The organism is Bittarella massiliensis (ex Durand et al. 2017) (genome assembly GCF_009876955.1).
GTDB lineage: Bacteria > Bacillota > Clostridia > Oscillospirales > Ruminococcaceae > Bittarella > Bittarella massiliensis.
Genome location: NZ_WWVY01000015.1, coordinates 1 through 20,403, shown reverse-complemented (window position 1 = coordinate 20,403; position 20,403 = coordinate 1). Strand labels below are relative to the sequence as shown.

The 20,403-nt window shown below is 59.8% G+C and carries 17 protein-coding genes; 10 read left to right on the top strand and 7 right to left on the bottom strand.

Annotation, left to right across the window (positions count from 1 at the left end; translation table 11 throughout):
- Positions 1–49: 49 nt before the first annotated feature.
- The 5 genes from GT748_RS13120 (at position 50) to GT748_RS13100 (ending at position 7,049) form a co-directional block, all read left to right on the top strand.
- Positions 50–658, top strand: a complete 609-nt coding sequence (locus GT748_RS13120) for a TetR/AcrR family transcriptional regulator (RefSeq protein ID WP_161213592.1) — start codon at positions 50–52, stop codon at positions 656–658.
- Positions 659–745: 87 nt separating this feature from the next.
- A complete protein-coding gene (locus tag GT748_RS13115; RefSeq protein ID WP_161213593.1) occupies positions 746–2,908 on the top strand; it encodes an ATP-binding cassette domain-containing protein in 2,163 nt (720 codons plus the stop codon).
- Between the two features lie 53 nt (positions 2,909–2,961).
- The gene (locus tag GT748_RS13110; RefSeq protein ID WP_161213594.1) at positions 2,962–3,537 is read left to right on the top strand and encodes an MptD family putative ECF transporter S component; all 576 of its coding nucleotides are present in this window, start codon (positions 2,962–2,964) and stop codon (positions 3,535–3,537) included.
- A 21-nt stretch (positions 3,538–3,558) separates the two neighbouring features.
- On the top strand, positions 3,559–5,316 hold the full coding sequence (locus GT748_RS13105; protein ID WP_161213595.1) for an ABC transporter ATP-binding protein: 1,758 nt from the start codon (positions 3,559–3,561) through the stop codon (positions 5,314–5,316).
- A complete protein-coding gene (locus tag GT748_RS13100) occupies positions 5,316–7,049 on the top strand; it encodes an ABC transporter ATP-binding protein (protein ID WP_161213596.1) in 1,734 nt (577 codons plus the stop codon). Before GT748_RS13105 ends, GT748_RS13100 begins: the two co-directional genes overlap by 1 nt.
- Positions 7,050–7,114: 65 nt before the next feature.
- Here GT748_RS13100 and GT748_RS13095 read toward each other — a convergent pair whose 3' ends face one another.
- From GT748_RS13095 to GT748_RS13080, 4 genes are all read right to left on the bottom strand, one after another.
- The gene (locus GT748_RS13095) at positions 7,115–7,741 is read right to left on the bottom strand and encodes an L-2-amino-thiazoline-4-carboxylic acid hydrolase (protein ID WP_161213597.1); all 627 of its coding nucleotides are present in this window, start codon (positions 7,739–7,741) and stop codon (positions 7,115–7,117) included.
- 104 nt (positions 7,742–7,845) lie between these two features.
- Positions 7,846–8,226 (bottom strand): class I SAM-dependent methyltransferase, encoded by a 381-nt coding sequence (locus GT748_RS13090; RefSeq protein ID WP_243148187.1) that lies wholly within the window; start codon positions 8,224–8,226, stop codon positions 7,846–7,848.
- 297 nt (positions 8,227–8,523) lie between these two features.
- Positions 8,524–10,764: a putative bifunctional diguanylate cyclase/phosphodiesterase gene (locus GT748_RS13085; protein ID WP_044992599.1), complete on the bottom strand. Its 2,241-nt coding sequence runs from the start codon at positions 10,762–10,764 to the stop codon at positions 8,524–8,526.
- Positions 10,765–10,917: 153 nt separating this feature from the next.
- A complete protein-coding gene (locus tag GT748_RS13080) occupies positions 10,918–11,601 on the bottom strand; it encodes a 5'-methylthioadenosine/adenosylhomocysteine nucleosidase (protein ID WP_044992601.1) in 684 nt (227 codons plus the stop codon).
- Between the two features lie 161 nt (positions 11,602–11,762).
- Between GT748_RS13080 and GT748_RS13075 the strand changes: the two genes are divergently transcribed.
- The 3 genes from GT748_RS13075 to GT748_RS13065 all read left to right on the top strand — a co-directional run bounded on the left by GT748_RS13075 (position 11,763) and on the right by GT748_RS13065 (position 13,723).
- Positions 11,763–12,302, top strand: coding sequence for a rubrerythrin family protein (locus GT748_RS13075; protein WP_021659528.1), 540 nt, complete (start codon positions 11,763–11,765; stop codon positions 12,300–12,302).
- 119 nt (positions 12,303–12,421) lie between these two features.
- Complete coding sequence (ybaK, locus tag GT748_RS13070; protein WP_021659529.1) at positions 12,422–12,913, top strand: Cys-tRNA(Pro) deacylase; 492 nt, start codon at positions 12,422–12,424, stop codon at positions 12,911–12,913.
- Positions 12,914–12,958: 45 nt separating this feature from the next.
- On the top strand, positions 12,959–13,723 hold the full coding sequence (locus tag GT748_RS13065; protein ID WP_021659530.1) for a hypothetical protein: 765 nt from the start codon (positions 12,959–12,961) through the stop codon (positions 13,721–13,723).
- Between the two features lie 359 nt (positions 13,724–14,082).
- On the opposite strand, the gene GT748_RS13060 is transcribed toward GT748_RS13065, so the two are convergent.
- Entirely contained in the window at positions 14,083–15,414 is a 1,332-nt protein-coding gene (locus tag GT748_RS13060) for an MATE family efflux transporter (RefSeq protein WP_021659532.1), read from the bottom strand.
- 590 nt (positions 15,415–16,004) lie between these two features.
- On the opposite strand from GT748_RS13060, the gene GT748_RS13055 reads away from it, so the two are divergent.
- Positions 16,005–16,619, top strand: a complete 615-nt coding sequence (locus GT748_RS13055; protein ID WP_161213598.1) for a TetR/AcrR family transcriptional regulator — start codon at positions 16,005–16,007, stop codon at positions 16,617–16,619.
- The gene (locus GT748_RS13050; RefSeq protein ID WP_021659535.1) at positions 16,616–17,203 is read left to right on the top strand and encodes a hypothetical protein; all 588 of its coding nucleotides are present in this window, start codon (positions 16,616–16,618) and stop codon (positions 17,201–17,203) included. The genes GT748_RS13055 and GT748_RS13050 overlap by 4 nt, the downstream gene beginning before the upstream one ends.
- 65 nt (positions 17,204–17,268) lie before the next feature.
- Here the strand turns inward: GT748_RS13050 and GT748_RS13045 are convergent, their stop codons facing one another.
- Together GT748_RS13045 and GT748_RS13040 are read right to left on the bottom strand one after the other, a co-directional pair.
- The gene (locus tag GT748_RS13045) at positions 17,269–18,108 is read right to left on the bottom strand and encodes a class I SAM-dependent methyltransferase (RefSeq protein ID WP_044992603.1); all 840 of its coding nucleotides are present in this window, start codon (positions 18,106–18,108) and stop codon (positions 17,269–17,271) included.
- Positions 18,109–19,125: 1,017 nt separating this feature from the next.
- Positions 19,126–20,403 (bottom strand): recombinase family protein (locus tag GT748_RS13040; RefSeq protein ID WP_161213599.1); only part of this gene is annotated, 1,278 nt, incomplete at its 5' end.

Below are 20,403 nucleotides of genomic sequence, written 5' to 3'. Positions count from 1 at the left end.
TGTCGTTATCGATAATGGCGTTATTATTTAGGCGCAGAGGAGTGAACACATGGCCAATAGGGATCATTCCCTGGATGATGGGATCATTCAGGCTGCTTATTCGGAATTTCTTGCTTACGGCTTTCAGAAAGCCTCTCTGCACAAGATCGCCGAAAAAGCCGGTGTTACTACGGGGGCAATCTACACAAGATACAAGAATAAAGACGCGTTGTTTGCCAGTCTGCTTCAGGATTTTTTTGAGACGATGAAGACCTTGTTTGCGCCCATCGCTGAAGAATACGAAAAAGCAAAGTGTAGCGCGCAGCCGGAGGATATCCTCCGCGCCATAAACGCCGAGGAACAAGTATATTTTCGGCTCCTGACCGAGCACCATGACGACTGCACTTTATTTTTCTGCCGCAGTGATGGCAGCTCCATGGAAACCGTGCTGCATAAACTAATGGATCAAAAAGCGGAACAAACGGTGGAATTCTTTTCGCATATCTATGGGAAAGCGCCAAATGCCGATGCGATCCGTCTCTTGATGGGCTCACAGTTCTGGTACTTCCGCCAGCTGCTGGATCAGCATATGGAGGAAGGCAGAATGCTTACCTGCTTACAGGCAGTCTTTGATTTCACCAACGCTGGCTGGCGGCAGCTATGCGATACCTTGCAATAAATCCGAAAGGTTGATTCGGACGGTCCATCCGTCCGTTTCTTACGACTGTTGGTTAGAGACGACTAACTAATAAGAAAAGAGTTTGCGATGATAGATTTTGAATTTGAATTCCAATATGCGGAGGCAAAGCTGCCCATCCTCCGACAGGTCGGCGGCGGCATCCCGGCGGGACGCTGCGTGGTGCTCTGCGGCGGCAGCGGATGCGGAAAATCCACGCTGCTGCGGTGCATCAACGGACTGATACCGCAGTTTTACGAGGGAGAGCTGAAGGGCTTTTGCCGCCTGAACGGGCAGGACACCGCCGGGATGCGTATCGGCGAGATCGGCGAGTTGGCCGCATCGGTCTTTCAGGATCCTCGCAGCCAGTTTTTCACCGTGAACAGTTCCAATGAAGTGGCCTTCGGTCTTGAAAATCACGGTCTGCCGCAAGATAAAATCCGACGGCGGGTAGACGAGGCCTTCCGGATCTTTCATCTGGAGCGGCTGAAGGATCGCAATGTCTACGAGTTGTCCAGCGGCGAGCGACAGCTCATCTCCATCTTGTCCGCGTGGGCAATGGACACAGATATTTTTCTGCTGGATGAGCCCACGGCCAATCTGGACTTTGCAGCCACGCAGCAGTTAAAAGAGATTCTGCTTGCCCTGAAAAAGCAGGGCAAAACGCTGCTGCTCAGCGAGCACCGACTCTACTATCTTGCCGACATTGCCGACGAATTTTGGGTCATGGCAGACGGCGAGATCAAAGGAAAATACACTGCCGCAGAGGCAAAGGCGTTCTCAGTGGAGCGGAGACAAACACTTTCTCTGCGCACGCTCGACCTTGCGGAGATCACCGTGCCGGAGAAAGAGCCGCTGCCGAAAACCGCGCCGACGGCGCTTGCCGTCTCAGATGTCCGCTATACATACGGCAGGAAGGCCAAAGATACCCTCTCTGGTGTCAGCTTTTCCGTCCGTGAGCATGAGATCGTCGGCCTTGTGGGCGCAAACGGCTGTGGCAAAACGACCATCGGCAAGCTGATTGCAGGGCTTTACCGCCCCTCCGGCGGCAGGATAATGCTTTTCGGAAAGCCGCAAAATCCAAAGCAGCTGCAAAAGCAAGTGCTGTTCATCCTTCAGGAGGCGGAGTTCCAGTTCTTCACAGGCTCCGTCCTGCACGAACTGCAATACGGCCATGCGGTGACACCGGAGTTTGAAGCAAAAACGGAAGCGCTGCTGAAAAGTATGGATCTATGGGACTGCCGCAACCGGCATCCCTTTTCCCTCTCCGGCGGGCAGATGCAGCGTCTGACGCTGATGATGGCGTATCTATCCGACAAGCCGATCGTCATACTGGACGAGCCGACAGCAGGACAGGACGCGGAAAGTCTGGAGCGGTGCGCAGCGCTGATCCGGGAGATGCGGAAAGAAAAGACTGTTCTCACCATCACCCACGACCCTGAGCTGATTGCAGGTGCGTGTGACCGCTGCATTGGGCTGTCGGATGGGCATGCAGAAATAGAATTTCCCGTTCATTCAAAACGAGATTTGCAAGCGGTACGGCAATATATGGAGCGCTTCCATCCTTCCGATGCTCCTGCGAAAAAACAGCATAAAGAACGATTCCACCCGGCAACGAAGCTGCTTTACTGGCTGGCCCTGCTGGTCGTGATCTCCACATCCAACAACCACTTAGTTTATGCCGTATATACGGCACTGATCCTGCTGACCGCAGCGGACGGCTGGCTCGGAACGGCGCTGGCCGGCGGGATGAGCTTTGGGCTGCTGTGGGCGGCAAACGCTCTGCTGCCGGGCACGGTGTTTTCCTTTATGCTGGTGCTGTTCCCGCGCATCATCGCCATCGGCATTTCCATGCGGACGCTGATTGGGCGGAATGAAGCCAGCCGCACCCTGGCAGCACTGCGCAATCTGCGCCTACCGGAGCGGCTGATCATGATCGTGGCGGTGATCTTCCGCTTCTTCCCCGTTCTGTCGGGAGACATGAAGTTGCTGCGGCAATCCATCCGCACCCGGGGCGCGTTCACATCGCCGCTTCAGAAGCTGCGAGCGCTGTCATCCTATATCGAAATACTGACCGTGCCGATGGCTTTGCGCGTTATCCGCATCGCCGAGACGCTGTCCGCCTCCGCCGAAACACGGGGCATCGACTTAACCCGCCGCAAAAGCAACTATCTGTCGCTTCGGTTTTCTGCGTGGGATGCTGTGTTCTGCGTCCTGCTGGCGGCATCGATCGCCGCCGGCCTTATCCTGTGATCGCCGTCTCTACGACGTTCAACCATATTCCATTCAAAAAGGAGTCTTTAACCATGAGTACTGCAAACCCCAATAAACTGAAAATCAAGGACATCATCACCGTTGTCCTGCTGGCTCTGATCAATGTGGTCATTTTCTTCGCCAGCTCCGTCCTGTACGCAACGCCCATTACCATCATTCTGATGCCGGTGTTTTTCGCCCTGCTGGAGGGCATCGTCTACTTCATCATCGGCACGAAGGTGAAAAAGCCCGGTGCGATCCTCATTTACAGTATCGTCCGTGCCATTATGGGCGGATACCTGCCGTACATCATCCTCTTTATTCTCTCCGGTGCCATTGCCGAGCTGCTGCTGTGGAAGATGGGCTACGGCAACGCGAAGGCGCTGACCGTCAGTTATGTCATCAATCAGGTGCTGGCCGCATTCGGCAGCACCATCATTCCCTACGCCATCGCAGCCAAGGCTATGGCGGATCAGATGGTCACCGATGGCCGTCAGGACGCCATCCTTGCCGCATCCCAGATGCTGCAGTCCTGGGGGTCTGTGGCGCTGGTGGCCGGTGTGATCGTGGCGGCCTTTATCGGCGCAATGATCGGCAAGCGGATCGTGAAAAAGCACCTTGCTGCGTAATGCAGTCGAAAGGAGTTCGCCATGAAAGAAATTGAGCCAAAACGCTCTGCCGCCTCGTGGCTGGCAGAGCTGGCAAAAGGGCGGTACGGCGAGTACGCTTTGAGCGTCCTTACGGCGCTTCTGGGCGTCGCCTGCTCGCTTATTCCGTATTTCATCATCATTCGGCTCATCACCGCACTGGTAAACGGCACGGCGGAGCTGACGTACTGCCTGACGCTCTGCGCGTGGATGGCGGGCTTCTGGGTACTGCGCTATGTGCTGCACAGCGTGTCCACATCCCTTTCCCACCATGCCACCTTCCATGTGTTAGCCAATACCCGCACACGGCTGCTGGATAAGCTGGCGACGCTGCCGCTGGGTACGGTGCTGGACCATTCCTCCGGCTCGTATAAGAACATCATCGTCGAGCGGGTCGATTCCATCGAAACCACCCTTGCCCACCTGCTGCCGGAGATGACCACCAACATCGTGGGGGCGCTGGCGGTACTGGTGCTGCTGTTCCTCGAGGACTGGCGCATGGGCCTTTCCATGTTCATCGTCCTGCCCCTGGGCATTCTCTGCTTCATGTCCATGTTCAGCGGCTACGAAGAAAAATTCCAGCGCACCGTCACCGCCACAAAAGCACTGAACGACACCGCCGTGGAATACATCAACGGCATCGAGGTCATCAAGGCTTTCAGTCAGTCCAGGACCAGCTACGCAAAGTTCGTCTCCGCCGCAAAAGAGGGCGCGGACTGCTTCATCGACTGGATGCGCGGGAGTTTGTTCGGACAGGTGGCCGGAATGGCGATACTCCCTTCAACGCTTCTCGGCATCTTGCCGGTGGGCTGCCTTCTCTATATGCACGGCACACTGTCGGCGGAGACGTTTCTCGCGGTCATTGTTCTGTCCTTCGGCGTTATGCAGCCGCTGATCACCGCTTTTTCCTACACCGATGACATCGCGCAGGTGACGACCATCGTGGGTGAGGTGGCGGAGGTGCTGTCCGGCGAGGATATGCAGCGTCCGGAACGTGCGGAAAAGCTGCCTGCGGACAACGCCGTCGAGCTGAAAGACGTCCGCTTTGCCTATCACGACAAGGAGGTACTGCACGGAATCGATCTGCACATTGCCCCGGGGACGGTCAACGCATTGGTCGGGCCTTCCGGCAGTGGAAAATCCACCATCGCCCGGCTCATCGCCTCCCTGTGGGATGTGAAGGACGGAGAAATCGACCTGGGCGGCGTGGACATTCGCACGCTGCCGCTGGCGGAGTGCACGAAGCACATCGCCTATGTGTCGCAGGACAACTACCTCTTTGACCTTTCTGTCATGGACAATATCCGCATGGGCAGAAAGGGTGCGACCGATGCGGAGGTCATTGACGCCGCGAAGAAATGCGGCTGCCACGAGTTTATCATGGGGCTTGAAAACGGCTATCAGACCGTGTGCGGCGCGTCGGGCGGGCATCTGTCCGGCGGTGAGCGGCAGCGCATCTCCATTGCCCGTGCCATGCTGAAGGACGCGCCGATCGTCATTCTCGACGAGGCAACGTCCTATACAGACCCGGAAAACGAGGCGGTCATCCAGTCGGTACTGGGAAGGCTGGTGCGGGGCAAGACGCTGCTGGTCATTGCCCACCGGCTGTCCACCATTGCGGACGCCGATCAGATCATTGTTGTCAATCAAGGCAAGATCGAAGCGACCGGCACGCAGGCGGAGCTTCTTGCGTCCTGCCCCCTTTATCAAACCATGTGGGAGGCCCACATCAGCGTCAAAGACGACGGGGAGGTGGCGTAATGCTTCAGACGCTGAAAAAATTCTTCGCCTTCTGCGGGGTGGACAACCGCAGGCTGTTTATAACATCTATCTGGCTGGGCGTGGTCAGCGCCATTTGCTCCGCCATGCGTATTCCGGCAGCCGCCATCGTCATTCAGGCGCTGCTGGAAAGGAACGTCACTATGGCAACCTTATGGACGAGCCTCGGCATTATCGTGATCTCATTGATCATTACGATTGCCATCAACATGAAGGCTACCATGCTCCAGACCCGTGCGGGCTACCGCGCCTGCGCCAACAAACGCATCGAGATCGCCGAGCACCTGCGCTACCTGCCTATGGGCTGGTTCAATGACAACAGCCTCGGCGAGGTCACGTCCGTCACCACCAACACCATGGAAAACATGGCGAATGTGGCTACCCGCGTCGTCATGGTTACGACCCGCGGCTTTCTGACCTCCGGCATCATCGCAGCGATGATGTTCCTCTTTGACTGGCGCATGGGGCTGATCACACTGGCGGGACTGGTGCTGTTCTTTGCCGTCAACGCCGCCATGCAGCGGGCGGAGCAGACCCTTTCCCAGCGGAAGTTCAATGCCGATGAGCGCCTTGTGTCCAAGGTGCTGGAATATGTGCAGGGCATCGCCGAGGTCAAGAATTTCGACCTGACCCACGACTCTGCCACGCAGGTACACGGCGCTGTGGAGGAAGCCCGCAGGGCGTCCTTTGCTATGGAGATCCCGTCGGTGCTTTATATGCTGGCGCAGTTTGTTGTCAACAAGCTCACCGGCGTTGCCGTCTGCGCGGCCGCTATCGTCTTTTACTTCAGCGGCACCATGGAGCTGACAAACTGCCTTTTGATGCTGATCTGCTCCTTCATTCTCTTTGAGCAGCTGGACTCCGCCGGGAGCTTTTCGTCCCTGTTCCGTTCTATCGACATTGGTGTGGATAAGGCAAACGCGATTCTGCATGTAGAGCCCATGGATATTGACGGGGAGGAGCTTTCGCCGGAACGGGAGGACATTGCTCTGTCTCATGTAAACTTCTCCTACGACAGCAAGCCCATTCTGCAAGATGTGTCGTTGACGATTCTGGAGAAAACCACGGTCGCTATCGTCGGCCCCTCCGGCTCCGGCAAGACCACTCTCTGCAATCTTATGGCACGGTTCTGGGATGTGCAGTCAGGCAGCGTGCGCCTTGGCGGGCGGGATGTGCGGGAATACAGCTACGACAGCCTCATCCGCAATTTCTCCTTTGTGTTTCAGCGGACCTATCTGTTCTCGGACACCATCGCCAACACTATCCGCTTCGGAAAGCCCGATGCCTCCATGGAGGAGGTAAAGGCTGCAGCAAAGAAGGCGCGGTGCTACGACTTTATCATGGCGCTACCGGACGGCTTTGACACTGTTATCGGTGAGGGCGGTGCAACGCTCTCCGGCGGCGAGCGGCAGCGCATTTCCATCGCCCGGGCGATTATGAAGGACGCACCAATCATCATTCTGGACGAAGCCACCGCCAATGTCGACCCCGAAAATGAAAAGGAGCTGATGGAGGCCGTTGCGGAATTGACCCATGATAAGACGGTCATCATGATCGCCCACCGGCTGAAAACCGTGCGCCATGCCGACCAAATTTTTGTGGTCGATCACGGTGAGATCGTCCAGCAGGGCACGCATGACGAGCTGGTTGCTGTTGACGGGCTCTACCGCCGCTTTGTGGTGGAGCGCAAGCAGGCTGCCGGATGGAAGGTCTGAAAAAACACAATCTAAAAAATATGAAAAGAAGCTCGTATCATTATTGACGATACGAGCTTCTTCGTTTATTCTCTGTTTCCTGTAATGTAATAGTCGCAGAATTCTCCGCCGTTTGCCAACGTCTGCTTTCTGTGCAGCACGCCGTGCTGGAGTGTGATCATCACCTCGTCCAACTCGCAGAACAGCGGCATCAACTCGGAAACGCCCAGCTTTTCCGCATAGGCGCAGATGGGGCAGCGGGTGATGCGGTAGTAGCAAGCTCCTTCATGAGGCTGTCCCTCAAAGTCCACTTTGAACGATGTCGGATATTGTTTTTCCTTTTCCGGCGTGTACCACTTGACATACTTCACGATGCTCTTTTTGTTCTCTGCCTTGCCCTTATCGGTGTTCAGGTCGGTTTTCGCAAAATACCACTTGATGTGGTAAAGCGAACGCCGCATCATCTCCTGCACCGTCTCCGGGGGGATCTTCTTCCCGCTTGCTATGTAAGGTGCGACAAAGGCGAGTGCAAACAGCTCGTTGTATGCCATTGGGTTGTCGTCACCAATGTCGGCAGCTTTCCCGACCAGTTCACGATAGACTTTTTTGCTCTTTTTCATAGTCTCCCCAGCATATGCGTTGCCGTATTTCTCCGTCAGGACTGCTTTCATCGGACTCTTGAACATCCAGAAATAAAAGCCGTTGTATTTCATATCACTTGTCCTCCTGTAATTTGTTTACAGACTCAAAAAGCGCAGTCCAGCCGCCGGAATGATAAGCTCTTTTCATATGGATTGCATCCCTACTGATTCCGGCATTATTTTCTTCCAACGATCATAGCAGAATCGCCCAGCATCATCATAGCCGCACGCTGCTTCGAGCCGAAAATTTTCTCTGCGGTCTCCACATACTGAACCTCGGCAAAGCCCATGCCCCTCAGTTCCTCCACAAAGGCGTTCATGTCGCCGTACATCTGCGGCTTCATATTGTCATGCAGGACAAACACGCCGCCCTTTTTCAGTACCCGCAGGCTTTCCAGCAGCAGGGCATGCTTGTCCGCACCCATAATGTTATGATAGACGTAGCTGCTGATCACAGCATCAAAGCTCCCGTCCGGGAAATCCAGCTTATTGGCATCGCCGTGGACAAAGCCGCATTGCTTACCAATTTTATCCCGAATTCGGGATAAAACCAGCAAGCAATGCAAACATATACATGTTTTGCGATTTTAGCCGGATTGCACCGGCCAAAATGCTTGTTGAGGGATTACCCCCAAGCCCTCAAGATCGTCCCCATTCGGTGACGGCTGCGCGTCCTGCGGACGCTGAAAAATTTTAAGAAGCAAAAGAAAACCTCTATACAAATGGTTCGTCCATTCACATAGAGGTTTCTTATTTCCCGTTCACTTGGCATAGGTTAGTATTTTCGTAATACTTCTTTATGCTCCTCTGCCATTTGCCAGTCCTCTTTTTTGCGGCGCAGAGAAGGGGGCAGCCTAGCCCTCGCCCTCCAGCCGGCGCTCGAAATCCGCCAGGGGCATGGGTTTGGCGAAGACAAAGCCCTGCACCGTGTCGCAGCCGGCCTCCCGCAGGAAGGCCACGCTGTCCATGCTCTCGACCCCTTCGGCAATGACGCGGATATGCAGCTCCCTGGCCATCTGAATGATGTTGCGCACCACGATGCGCTCCCGGTTTTTGTCCACGCTCTTGTGGAAAAAGAGGATGTCCAGTTTGAGGACGTCGATGGGCAGGTTTTTCAGCAGGTTGAGGGAGGAGTAGCCCGACCCCAAGTCGTCCAGCGAGCAGACGAACCCCCGCTGGTGCAACTGCTGCACCAGTTGGAGAAAGAGGGTCTCGCCCCCCAGGGCCAGGCTCTCGGTGACCTCCAGCTCCAGCTGGCCGTCGGGCAGGGAAAATTCCTCCTTGGTCTTTGCGTAGTAGTCGACAAAGTCCTCCCGCAGGAGCCCCGCCCGGGAGACGTTGACCGCCAGGTTCAGCGGCCGCCCGCCCCCGTCCAGGTGGCGGCGGTACCACTGGCAGGCCTGGCGGAACATATAGCGGTCCAACTGGACGATCAGCCCGCTCTTTTCAAAGGCGGGGATGAATTCACAGGGGGGGATCACCCCCCGATCGGGGTGGATCCAGCGGCAGAGCACCTCTGCGCCGGAGAGGCGCTCTCCGCCCTGAATGTCAAACTTCGGCTGGAAATAGGGCTGGAACTGCCCCAGGCGCAGGGCCTGTTTGCCCTCTGCCTCCAGCGCCGCCTCCTGCAGGTTTTGCCGGCGCAGCGACTCGGTGAAGAAGGCGCAGCCGCTGCCCGCCTCCCCCTTGATCGACTTTTGGGCCATGTTGGCCCGGTTGACCAGCTCGTTGACCGTCAGGGCGCCGTCCTCCGGTCCCAGACAGCAAAAGCCCATGCACAGCCCGATGTAGGTCAGGTTGGCGGCGGTGTCCTCCGACTGGTGGAGGGCGTACAGCAGCCGGTCGAACCAGTCGGTCAGCTCCTGCCGCTCCCGGTAGCGGCGCAACCCCACAAAGTTGTCCGCCGACATCCGGCAGAACACCTCGCCCGGGCGCTCGTCCTCCTGAAAGAGGCGGTCCATCTGCCGCAGCAGTTGGTCGCCCATCTGGTAGCCCAGGGCGTCGTTGTAGTATTTGAATTTTTTGAGGTCGCAGTACCACATGGCAAAGGGGCCGTCCCCTCTGCGGGCGGCCTCGGCGTCCAGGAGGAACTTGTTGTAGTTGCGCCCGCCGGTCAGCGGGTCCACATAGGCCAGCCGTTCGATCTCCGCCTGGTTGCGGCTCATCATCCGCCGCTGCTGGAACAGCAGCAGCAAAAACAGGGCGCAGGCCGCGACGATGATGGCGACGGCCCCCACCGAGGTGGCCAGATAGCGCTGGCGCAGGGCCTGCAGGGGGACGGAGGCCAGCACAAACCAGTCCTCGATCCCCGCGGGTTCCAACACCGCCAGCATGGCCACCCCGCCGGCGAGATAGCGAAAGTGGGTGCTCTCCCGCTGCTCCAGCGCCGTCTGCAGGTCGCTCCACGCCGCCCCGTCCAGCTCCTCCAGCGCCGCCGGGGCGGCGGAGGCATCCCGCGACGAGGCGAGGATCACCGCGCCGGTGTTGCTGTACAGGTCGGTGTACCCGCTGCCGTCTAGGAGGGGGGCGTCAAGGATCTCCTGGATGACCGCCACGCTGTTGACCGCGCAGAGGACGCCCAGCGTCTGGCCGTCGGCCCGCTGCACCGGCACGGCGTAGTAGTGGACCGATTCCCCCTCGCGGAAGGGGTCGTCGATGGCGGCGGAGATGACGTCCTCCCCCGCCAGGGCGCGGACAAAAAAATCCTCCCTTGAAACATCCAGATTTCGGTAGCGGCGGCCGCCCAGCTCCATCAGCTCCAGCCGCCCCTCGGCGGTGGCAAAGCCCATGCAGGTGAAGGCGTTGCCCTCGTTGACCTCGCCCACCAGCCGCGCCAGCTGCTCCAAGTCGGTGATGTCCTGTTCGGCCACAAAGACGCTGACCCCGTGCAGGGTCTGAAAGTCGCCGTCCACCTGTTTGACCAGGGCGGTCTCGTGCTGGCGGACGGCATTTTCCAGGTAGAGCAGGCTCTCGTCGTTGTACTGGTGTCCCATCTGCGCCAAGAACAGGATGCTGCCCGCGACAAAACAGAGGCAGAGGAGGATGGCTGTGCCCGTCCAGCGGCGGTATCCCTTTGGCTTTTCCTGCAGCGGCATGCGGGACCCTCCTTTCGCCTCTTTTTCCCTTATTTCCTCAATTTTAACAGGTTGTGGGCAAAAGAACAAGACCGGCATTTTGGCAAGGCGGGAATGCCCGCCAAAAGCCGCCGTTTCCCCAGTGAAAAAGGGAGGGGGGAATGCCCCCTCCCTTTACGCCATTTCCTGAATGACCCGCACCAGCAGTTCGGCGCTCAACTCGGCGGCGCGGTCGGCAAAGTCCTCGTAAATGCTCTCGGCCTCGTCGTCGGCCGTGTCCGACAGCAGCCGGATCACCCCGAAGGGCACCCCGTTTTTGACGGCGGTGTGGCCCACGGCCGCCCCCTCCATCTCGGCGCAGTCGGCGCCGGTGCGGGCGATGATGTCGGCCTTGACGGCGCTGTCGCTGACAAACTGGTCCCCCGTGGCGACAACGCCCCGCTTGTAGCGCACCCCGCCGATCTCATCGAGGCAGCGGCAGATCTGCTCCACCAGCGCCCCGTCGGCCTTGAGCACCGGGGTGTAGGGGTGGCACTGGGCGAAGATGGAGGGGTCAAAATCGTGGTAGAGCACCTGCTCGGCCACCACCACATCCCCCAGCCCCAGGTCGTCGGCCAGGTTGCCGGCAATGCCGGTGTTGAGAAGGGCGTCCACCCGGTAGCGCCCGCAGAGGATCTGGGCGCTGATGGCGGCGTTGACCTTGCCGATGCCGCTGCAAGTCAGCACCACCTGCTGTTTCCCCAGCTGGCCCGAGAGGTAGGTGCCGCCGGCCACCACCTCCTCCTGCAGGTTTTTCAAGTTGGCCCGAATGAGGGCGATCTCCTTTTCCATTGCGCCGATGATCCCGATGGTCTGCATCTCTCGTCTCCTCCTGTTTTGCGCCCGATGGGCGTCTGTCTCGTTTGGAAATTGTACCACATCCGGCTGCATATTGGTACCCCGGATCGCCCATATTGAAGGGTGAAAAACACCGGGCGGCAGGGCCTGTCTCTGCGCCCCCAAAATGGGAGGAATCTTCTATGGAACTGCAAAACAGCCAGACCCACGACAACCTGTTGGCCGCCTTCGCCGGGGAGGCACAGGCCCATCTCAAATACCTGCTCTACGGCAAAAAGGCAAAGGAGCAGGGGTACGAGCAGTTTGCCGACCTCTTCAAACTCACCGCCGCCAACGAGCGCGCCCACGGCGAGATGTGGTTTGAATACCTCAAGGGGGGCGAGGTCCCCGGCGTCGCCGACAGCCTGGTGGACGCCGCCGAGAAGGAGCACTTTGAGTGGAGCGAGATGTACAAGGAGTTTGAGAAGACCGCCCGGGAAGAGGGGTTTGTCGCCATTGCCGAGCGCTTTCGCCTGGTGGGGGAGATCGAAAAGAGCCATGAGGAGCGCTACAACCAGATGAAGCAGAACTTGGACGGCGGCGAGGTGTTTCAAAAGCCCCAGGCCGAGACCTGGATCTGCAAAAACTGCGGCTATATCTGCACCGGGATGAAGGCACCGGAGAAGTGCCCGGTCTGCCACTACCCCCAGAGCTATTTTGAGCTGGAGGGCGGCAAGCTGTAACAGACGACTGTCCATGGGGGAGGGGGCCTGTCGGGCCCCCTCTTTTTTCTGCCCACTGGCCGCCCGCCGGGGAACGTGGTATACTAAAACCCGCAATAGAGAAAAAGGAGGGCGCGCCCATGGGCAGGGAGAAAAAGGCGGAAAAGACCAACGTGATGCGCATTCTGGAGCGGGAGGGGATCCCCCACCAGACCCACGCCTACGACCACCGAGACGGGGTCATCGACGGCCAGGGGGTGGCGGCCAAACTGGGGCAGGACCCGGCGCAGGTCTTCAAGACCCTGGTCTGCCGGGGCCACAGCGGCAGCTATCTGGTCTTCTGCATCCCGGTGGCCGCCGAACTGGATTTGAAGGCGGCGGCCCGGGCGGCGGGGGAGAAGAGCGTGGAGATGATCCACGTCCGGGAAATCAACCAGGTCACCGGCTACGTGCGGGGCGGCTGTTCCCCCGTGGGGATGAAAAAGCCCTACAAGACGGTGGTGGACGAGAGCTGCCTCCTCTTTGACACCGTCATCTTCAGCGCCGGAAAAATCGGCTTTCAGGTGGAATGCGCCCCCGGCGACCTGCTGAAGCTGGTGGGCGGCACCACCGCGGAAATCGCTATTTTGTAATTTTTACAAAACATTATACAAATCGTATTGACTGGAGGCGGGACAATGGTGGAGTCGGGCGATCCCCAGCGCTTTGAGGAGGCCCGCCTGCGGGTGCAGGGGGGCGACCGGCTGCGCGCCGGGATCGGCACCCTGGGGGAGAAGAGCCTGCACGCGATTTTGAAAAACTACTTTGAGCCCGCGGGCGAGAACCAGGAGACCCGGGTCGGCGGCTTTGTGGCCGACATCGTGGGCAGCGAGGGGATTTTTGAAATCCAGACAAAGGGCTTTGACAAACTGCGCAAAAAGCTGGCGGCCTTCCTGCCGGTCTGTCCGGTGACGGTGGTCTACCCGGTGGCCCAGCTCAAGTGGGTCAACTGGGTGGACCCGTCCAGCGGCGAGGTGGTGGCTCGCAACCGCTCTCCCCGCCGGGGACAAGCGGCGGACGTGTTTTACGAATTGTATAAAATAAAGGAATTTTTACAAACGGAGGGGCTGCGGTTCTGCATCCCCCTGTTGGAGGTGGAGGACTACCGCCTTCTCGACGGCTGGGACCGCACCAAGAAGCGGCGGGCCACCCGCAGCGACCGGGTGCCCACCCGGCTGTTCGGCCAGGTGTGGGTCTCCGGCTGGCGGGAGTGGGGGGAGCTGATCCCCCCCGGCCTGCCGCAGCCGTTCACCGCCAAGGAGTACGCGAAAGCCGCCCGCCAGCGCCTGGAGATGGCCCGCCGGGCGCTGAACGTGCTGGCCTCCCTGGGGCTGGTGGAGCGCGCGGGCAAGGCGGGGCGGGCCTACCTCTACCAACTGCCTGCAGAGATGGAAAACGGCTGAGAGCAATCTGCTCTCAGCCGTTTTTTGTCGTGTCAGCGCGCCCGCCTCCGGCGTCTGCCGGGAAATCCAGTTGCCTTGGCGCAGCGCTCCCCGAAAGGAGGGGCGCCGAAGGCACAGAGAGAGGAGGCCGTTGGGTAAAATGGCGCGCGATGGCCCCCGGCCTGCCGTTTTACCGGTGACAGCGGGTGGCCGATGCGCACGAAATGTCAGCCGCGCGCAGGGGAGGGGACCGTTGCGGGCGACCAGTGGGTGTCATGCGCGCACAAAATGGCGGTCCCCTTTTAGGGAGAGGTCCGGGCGATGTCCCGTTCGGGCCCGCGCGTACCGCCCGTTTCGGCGGTGGTTTGGGTGGCGCAGGGCTACTGGGCGGCGACCTCCTCGGAGGGGGCGGGGCGGACAATGGCCTTGTCCTTCCAGCGGCCGGTCAGGTAGCGGACGGTGGTGCCGATGCACTCGGCCAGCCAGCCGATGACCACTGCGATCCAGATCCCGGTATACCCCAGAATGGGGGAGAGGGCCAGGGCGGCGATGGTCTTGGAGGCGATGCCCGAGAGGGCGAAAACCATGAAGAGGTTGACGTCCCCCGCGCCCTTCATCACCCCTTCGGCGGGGAAGAGCAGGGCCATCAGGAAGTAGGAGGCGGCCGAGTAGAGCAGGTAGTTGGCCCCGGCGGAAATCACCGCCTCGGCCCCCTCGCCGCTGACGAAGATGGAGCAGAGCGGCCCGCCGAAGAGGACCACCACCCCGGCCATCAGCACGGCAAAGCCCAGGGAGATGAGCAGGGAGTAGCGGTAGCCGGTCTTGACCCGGCCCACCTTCCCGGCGCCGATGTTTTGGGCGGTGTAGCCGGTGACGGCGGTACTGATGTTGACCATGGGCATCATGGCCAGGCTCTCGATCTTCATGGCGGCGGTATAGGCGGCCATGATGACGGGGCCGAAGCCGTTGACCAGGGCCTGCATGATCATCATCCCGGCGGAGATGGCGATCTCCTGTGCGGTGGTGGGGATGGCCAGCTTGATCATCTGTTTGAGCAGAGTGGGGGAAAACTGCTGGCGCAGGGGCTCGGCGTCCAGCTTTTCCTCATCGGCCGCGGCGATGGCGGCCAGCCGCTTTTGCAGGGCAAAGAGGGCCAGCACCGAGGAGAGCGCCTGGGAGATGACGGTGGCGATGGCCACTCCGGCCACCCCCCAGCCAAAGCTGATGACAAACCACAGGTCCAGCACGATGTTGGTGATGGAGGAGATGATGAGGAAGAGCAGCGGGGTCTTGGAGTCCCCCAGCGCCCGAAAGACCGAGGAGAGGATGTTGTAGGTAAAGGTGAACACCAGCCCCAAAAAGTAGATGTAGATGTATTGCTTGGACATGCTCATCAGGGATTCGGGGGTGTTGAGCAGGCGCAGCAGGGCGGGGGTGGCGAGGATGCTCACCGCCGCCAGCACCAGGGAGAGGGCGATGGAAAAGGCCACGCAGGTGACGATGGAGTGGCGCACCTCCCGCTTGCGGCCGGCGCCGAAGTACTGGCCGATGAGGATGGAGGCGCCGTTGGAGAGGCCGAAGGCGATGCCGGTGATGGCGAAGGTGATGGCGTAGGAGCCGCCCACCGCCGCCAGGGCGTCGGAGCCGACGAAGTTGCCCACCACGATGGAGTCCACCATGCTGCACAGCTGTTGAAAGATGTTCCCAAACAAGAGATGTTCCCAAACAAGATAGGAAGGGCAAAGAGAAAGAGGATCTTTCCCGGATTGCCGCGGGTCATGTCTTTTGTCATATCGATCATCCTTTCTGTAAATGTGTATCCTGTGCCGCGATCGCCCCGGGCGGGGCGGGGAGCAAACCCCGAAAAAAGCAAAAAAACAGCAAGGCGAAGCGACTGCAACGCGTTGCTGCTGATCTTGCGGTGACGAAAAGGGCAAAAAAATAGGCAGAAGAGACAGCTTGCGCGTCAAACCTCCTACCACCGGTCCTCGGCAGTTGTGCCGATGTCCAATCTCAGTATAGACAGCCCTGGACGGGAAAGTCAAGGAAGTAAGAAAAGATTGGCGATTTGACTAATATTGGACGATTATACACGGCGAGATGGCCAAAAAATGTTGTCAAAAGAGGGCGGAAGGGCCGTCCCATCGGGCAAACATGGGAATGGACAGGGAAAACGGCGGAAGGGATGCGGTCGCTGTGGAGGAGCGGCAGAAAAAGGTCCTTGACAATTTGAACGCCGTTCAGTACAATAGGAACAAAACTGAACAGCATTCAAATGGAAATGTGGGCAAGGAGGAGCGGGATGGAGCAGATGGAAGGGAAGAATGTGGCCGGGCGGGCCTGTCCGGTGCGCGAGCGGATCGTGGAGGCCACCTGCGCCCTCATCGAGGAGAGCGGGGGCAAGGTGCGGGCCGTCACCACCCGGGCCATTGCCGCCCGGGCCGGGGTGGGGGTGGGGCTGATCAACTACCACTTTCAGTCCAAAGACCGGCTCATCGAGCTCTGCGTGCAGCGGGTCATCAGCCGGGTGGTGGGCAGCTTTCAGCCGGCGCAGGGCGGCTCGGCGGGGGAGCGGCTGTCCGCTTCGGCCGTGCAGGTATTTGAATTCCTGGCCGCCCACCCCCAGGTCTCCCGCATCTCGATTCTGGGGGAGATGCAGCGCCCCGCCGCGGGCGACAACAGCGACAACACCCGCCGGGGATTTGCCGGCATCCTGGGGGCCGGAGGGGACGAGGGGCAGAAAAACCTGCTGGCCTTTGCCCTCACCGCCTCTCTGCAGGCGGCCTTTCTAGCTGGGGGGGAGTTGGAGGGGATGCTGGGATACCCCCTCGACACGTTCGACGGGCGGGCCCGCTTTGTGGGGGATCTGGTGGCCCTGCTGATGGGCGGCCTGCGGGAAAGGGGGCAGGGGAGGTGAACCGGGTGATCGGCCGGGCGGCCGCGGCGATCAATCTGCTGTCGGTGGTCGCCTTTGCCCTCTCGATGCTGGTGGGCTGCCTGTTTGCCAGCTATTTGAGCAGCCTTTTCATTGCCCTGAGCTTTCTGCCGATGATGGCCGTCTTTGCCCAAAAGGGGGGCGCGGCCGGGTCCTGCGCCCTGGGTTTTGGCGGGATGTACGCCCTCTGCAACGGGGTGGTCTACTTTGCCCAACTGGGGGCGGTCCGCCGGGGGCTGAGCGAGGGGGCTGCGGCCCTGCTGGACTTTCAGCGCTTCGGCCTCTTTTTTGATTTGGACCTGTTTGGCTACGGGCTGATGGCCCTGGCCACCTTCTTTGCCGGGCTCACCGTCGTCCCCCGGTGCCGGGAGGAGCGGTGGCTCAAGGGGCTGCTGCTGGGCCACGGCGTTTTTGCCCTGGGCTGCTTTTCCCTCCCCATCCTCGGGGTGTTCGGGCCGGGGATGGAGGGTGGGGCCTGGATCGGCACCGTCCTGCTGGAGGGTTGGTGCCTCTACTTTGCGCCGGTGGGGGTGCTTTGCCGGCGGTATTTCGGCAGGCGGTGTTAGGGCGCAAAAAAACAGGGGGCGGCAACCGTGTGTTTGCCGCCTCCTGTTTTTTTGCAAAACGGCCCTCACCGGGAGAGGGCCACGGCACAAAGGGTGTCGGCGCGGTCGGTGAAGGGGCTGCCGTCCACCCGGTCGAAGAGCTGTATTTCGCCAAACCCGCCTGCCGCCAACTCGTCTTGCAGGGACTGGGCGGTGTAGAGTTGGTTCCAGAGGTTGTAGCAGCGGCAGTCCCCCTCGGTGACGATGACCGACTGTTCGAGGGTGTTGTCCGTCTCGGCGTAATAGACGTTGTTTTGAAGGCAGAGGTGGGGCAGGGGGGACCAGTACCCCTCCTGTAAAAAGGAGACGGAGCGGCCTTCGGTGAAATGGCGCAGCTGCCTGTGGCTGAAGACGTCGAGGACCAGCAGCCCGCCCGGCCGCAGGGCGCGGCGGACATTTGCCAGAAGGACCTGCCGGTCTTTTGGGGAGAGGACGCCGAAGTCGCAGTAGATGAGCACTGCGGCGTCGAAGGCGGCCTCAAAGGGCAGCCGGAGGTAGTTTTGACAGCGGTAGTCGATGGCGAGGCCCTGTCGGGCGGCGCTCTCGGCGGCATAGGCGACAGAGCGCCTGGAGAGATCGACCCCGGTCACCCGCAGGCCGGCCAGGCAAAACCGCTCGGCGTAGAGGCCGGGCCCGCAGCCCAGGTCGAGCAGGTCCACGGCGTCCCTGCTCCGGCAGAGGGCGGCGATCCACTCGGCGGAGGACCGAATAAAGCTGTGTTTTCGAGAGGCCCCGTCCCGATCGGGGGTGAGATGGGCCTCCAGCATTCCCTTGGAGATGTGCTCGTCGTCCCAAAAAGGGGCGGTGCTGGGCTGGTAGAGCGGGGGCGGGTCCCCCGCAAAGTGGAGCAGTTGTCGATGGTTCACGGTCGCTTTCTCCCTTTCTCTGCGCCGGTGCGCAGCCTCTGTCCCCCCTATCTTCCCGGCGAAGGGGGTGCCCCCGCCGGGCAAGATCCCGCGCTTCCCGCCCAGCTGGCGAGGGGGGCTGTCGGTTTGGCCGGAAGGGTTGGCCGGACCGGCTCCCTGCGTCCCCCCTTCTCCTTTTGGCTGGCCGCCCAGGCGCTTCGCACAGCGCCGATTTGCCCGCCCCGGCAGGGGGGAGCGGCGGGGATGGGCGCGCCCGGAGGAGGGGGGCTGAGTTGGCCGACGACAGGGCACTTCTCCCGCCAGAAAAACCAGGGGAGCGCGCGCCTGTCGGGCGAAACGTCCCCGCCTGTTTTCCCGGCGGTCTCTTTCCTCCCTATACTACTCTATTTCTCCAGCCCTGTCATCTGTCTGGGTGGGGTGCGGTTGAGCCTGCGCTCACCCATCTTGCGCCCAGGGGCCTTTTCATCGCCACGGGTGCGCTGAATGGCTGTGGCGAACGGGGGAGAACAGCGGTTGGGCAGGGGGGGTGCGGGCGTTTGCCTTGCAGCGCCGCCTCTTTTCCGCCGGGATGTAACAGAGCACCAGCCGCACCGCCCCGCTCTAAAGACGAGTGGTCGGCCACGGCGATGCGGGCGGGGGAGGGCGACCCGCTCGGGGCCTGTAAACTGGGAAGCGATCCCCCCATTTAGGGCCTGCCGGTGATAGGGGCAGGCGCCCTGCCAGGCGTCGCAGCCATGAACGCCATCTCCCAACTGCCGGCAAAGGGGAGCCGACTCGAGGCGAGGGGGTGGCGCTGCCGACCGAAACCAGTGCGGGCGAGGGAGGGGCTGTCCGCCTCCTGCCGCCAGGGCGGGCGGACCTCCCCCACCAGGGCCTTTTTGTCCGCCCCACGGGGGAGTGGACGAAGGGAAGATGAGGGAAAAAGCCCCTGCGCCGAAAATGCCCGGTGCTAATAAGGCAGTAAAAAGTAGAGAAGATGGTGTAACCCGATATGTGGCGGGTTACACCGTTTTCTTTTTATGCGGTCAGCTGTTTTGGCAGCTGCGATGTGCTTCGCATCTGCTCCATCATTCTCCGGATTTCCTGCTCGTCTGGCAAGCTTACTAATCCTACCGCTGTGAAATAGACGTCAACCTTCACCGATTTTCGAGCGTGCTTCTTTTCCGGATTGTGCACCTCAATGCGCCGGATCAGCTTGTTGACGATCGTCGGCGTCAGCTCCTTCATGTCGGTAAACTCCCGCAGCCCCTGTAAAAGCAGGCGCATATCTACCGATTTCTGCTCCATTTCGGACAGCTGCTTTTCTTCCTCTTTAACCTTTTCCAGCAGTTCTTTCTGCTCGGATTCATATTCCGCCGCCATTCTCGCATAGCGCTCATCCGACAGCTTCCCGATCACATTGTCCTCGTAAATCCGGCTGAACAGCTTGTCCAGATCGGCAATCCGCTTTCTGCGGCTTTCCATGGAAAGCTTCAATTCCTGCTGCCGTTTCTTCTGGAACTCTCCGCATCTCTGCTTCTGCATATAGAGAAATACCGACTCATAGCAGCGCACAAAATCCGCCAAACCCGCAACCGCTTCCTTCACAATCATTTCTAACACCACATCCCGAATGAAATGGATCGTGCAGCTTCCTCTGCCGTCCTTGTAGTTGGCGCAGCGGAAGAATTCCTGATTGCGTTTGAGTGACTTGGCGGCGCAGAAGTGCAATTTCGATTTGCAGTCGGCACAGAATACCAGCCCTGAAAACAAGCTTTTCCGATTTGTTTTTGTAGGTCTGCGCTTGTTCTTCCTGAGCTCCTGCACCCTCAGCCATACATTCTCGTCAATGATCGCTTCCTGCGTGTTAGGAATGATCTGATATTCTTCCTTCGGATTCTCAATCACCTTATGCACCTTGTAGCTGACCGTTGTGGATTTCCCGTTTACCGTGCAGCCCGTGTACTGCTGGTTTTCCAAAATATGTTCAATGGTATTCTCCCGCCAGCCATAAACATTGACAGGCATAGGGTTACTCGTCTTTCTGCCAATCGAGTGGAAATATGCTGTTGGCGTCAAAATCTTTTCTTTTTCCAGCTGCCGTGCGATCTGCGTCGGCCCTTTTCCGGCAAGGCAGAGGGCGAATATCCTTCGGACGACTTGCGCCGCAGGCTCGTCAATATACCACTGCTCTTTGTCGCCTTCGAGCTTCTTGTATCCATAGGCAACCGTAGAAGCAACCCGCCTGCCCTGAGAGGCTTTCAGCTCATTGACCGCACGGATTTTCTTGCTGGTCTGCGCCGCATACCACTCGTT

Excerpts from the sequence above, each read along its gene's own strand:
- GT748_RS13120 (WP_161213592.1), top strand. The coding sequence starts at position 50 with ATGGCCAATAGGGATCATTCCCTGGATGATGGGATCATTCAGGCTGCT.
- GT748_RS13115 (WP_161213593.1), top strand. The coding sequence starts at position 746 with ATGATAGATTTTGAATTTGAATTCCAATATGCGGAGGCAAAGCTGCCC.
- GT748_RS13110 (WP_161213594.1), top strand. The coding sequence starts at position 2,962 with ATGAGTACTGCAAACCCCAATAAACTGAAAATCAAGGACATCATCACC.
- GT748_RS13105 (WP_161213595.1), top strand. The coding sequence starts at position 3,559 with ATGAAAGAAATTGAGCCAAAACGCTCTGCCGCCTCGTGGCTGGCAGAG.
- GT748_RS13100 (WP_161213596.1), top strand. The coding sequence starts at position 5,316 with ATGCTTCAGACGCTGAAAAAATTCTTCGCCTTCTGCGGGGTGGACAAC.
- GT748_RS13095 (WP_161213597.1), bottom strand. The coding sequence starts at position 7,741 with ATGAAATACAACGGCTTTTATTTCTGGATGTTCAAGAGTCCGATGAAA.
- GT748_RS13085 (WP_044992599.1), bottom strand. The coding sequence starts at position 10,764 with ATGCCGCTGCAGGAAAAGCCAAAGGGATACCGCCGCTGGACGGGCACA.
- GT748_RS13080 (WP_044992601.1), bottom strand. The coding sequence starts at position 11,601 with ATGCAGACCATCGGGATCATCGGCGCAATGGAAAAGGAGATCGCCCTC.
- GT748_RS13075 (WP_021659528.1), top strand. The coding sequence starts at position 11,763 with ATGGAACTGCAAAACAGCCAGACCCACGACAACCTGTTGGCCGCCTTC.
- ybaK (WP_021659529.1), top strand. The coding sequence starts at position 12,422 with ATGGGCAGGGAGAAAAAGGCGGAAAAGACCAACGTGATGCGCATTCTG.
- GT748_RS13065 (WP_021659530.1), top strand. The coding sequence starts at position 12,959 with ATGGTGGAGTCGGGCGATCCCCAGCGCTTTGAGGAGGCCCGCCTGCGG.
- GT748_RS13055 (WP_161213598.1), top strand. The coding sequence starts at position 16,005 with ATGGAGCAGATGGAAGGGAAGAATGTGGCCGGGCGGGCCTGTCCGGTG.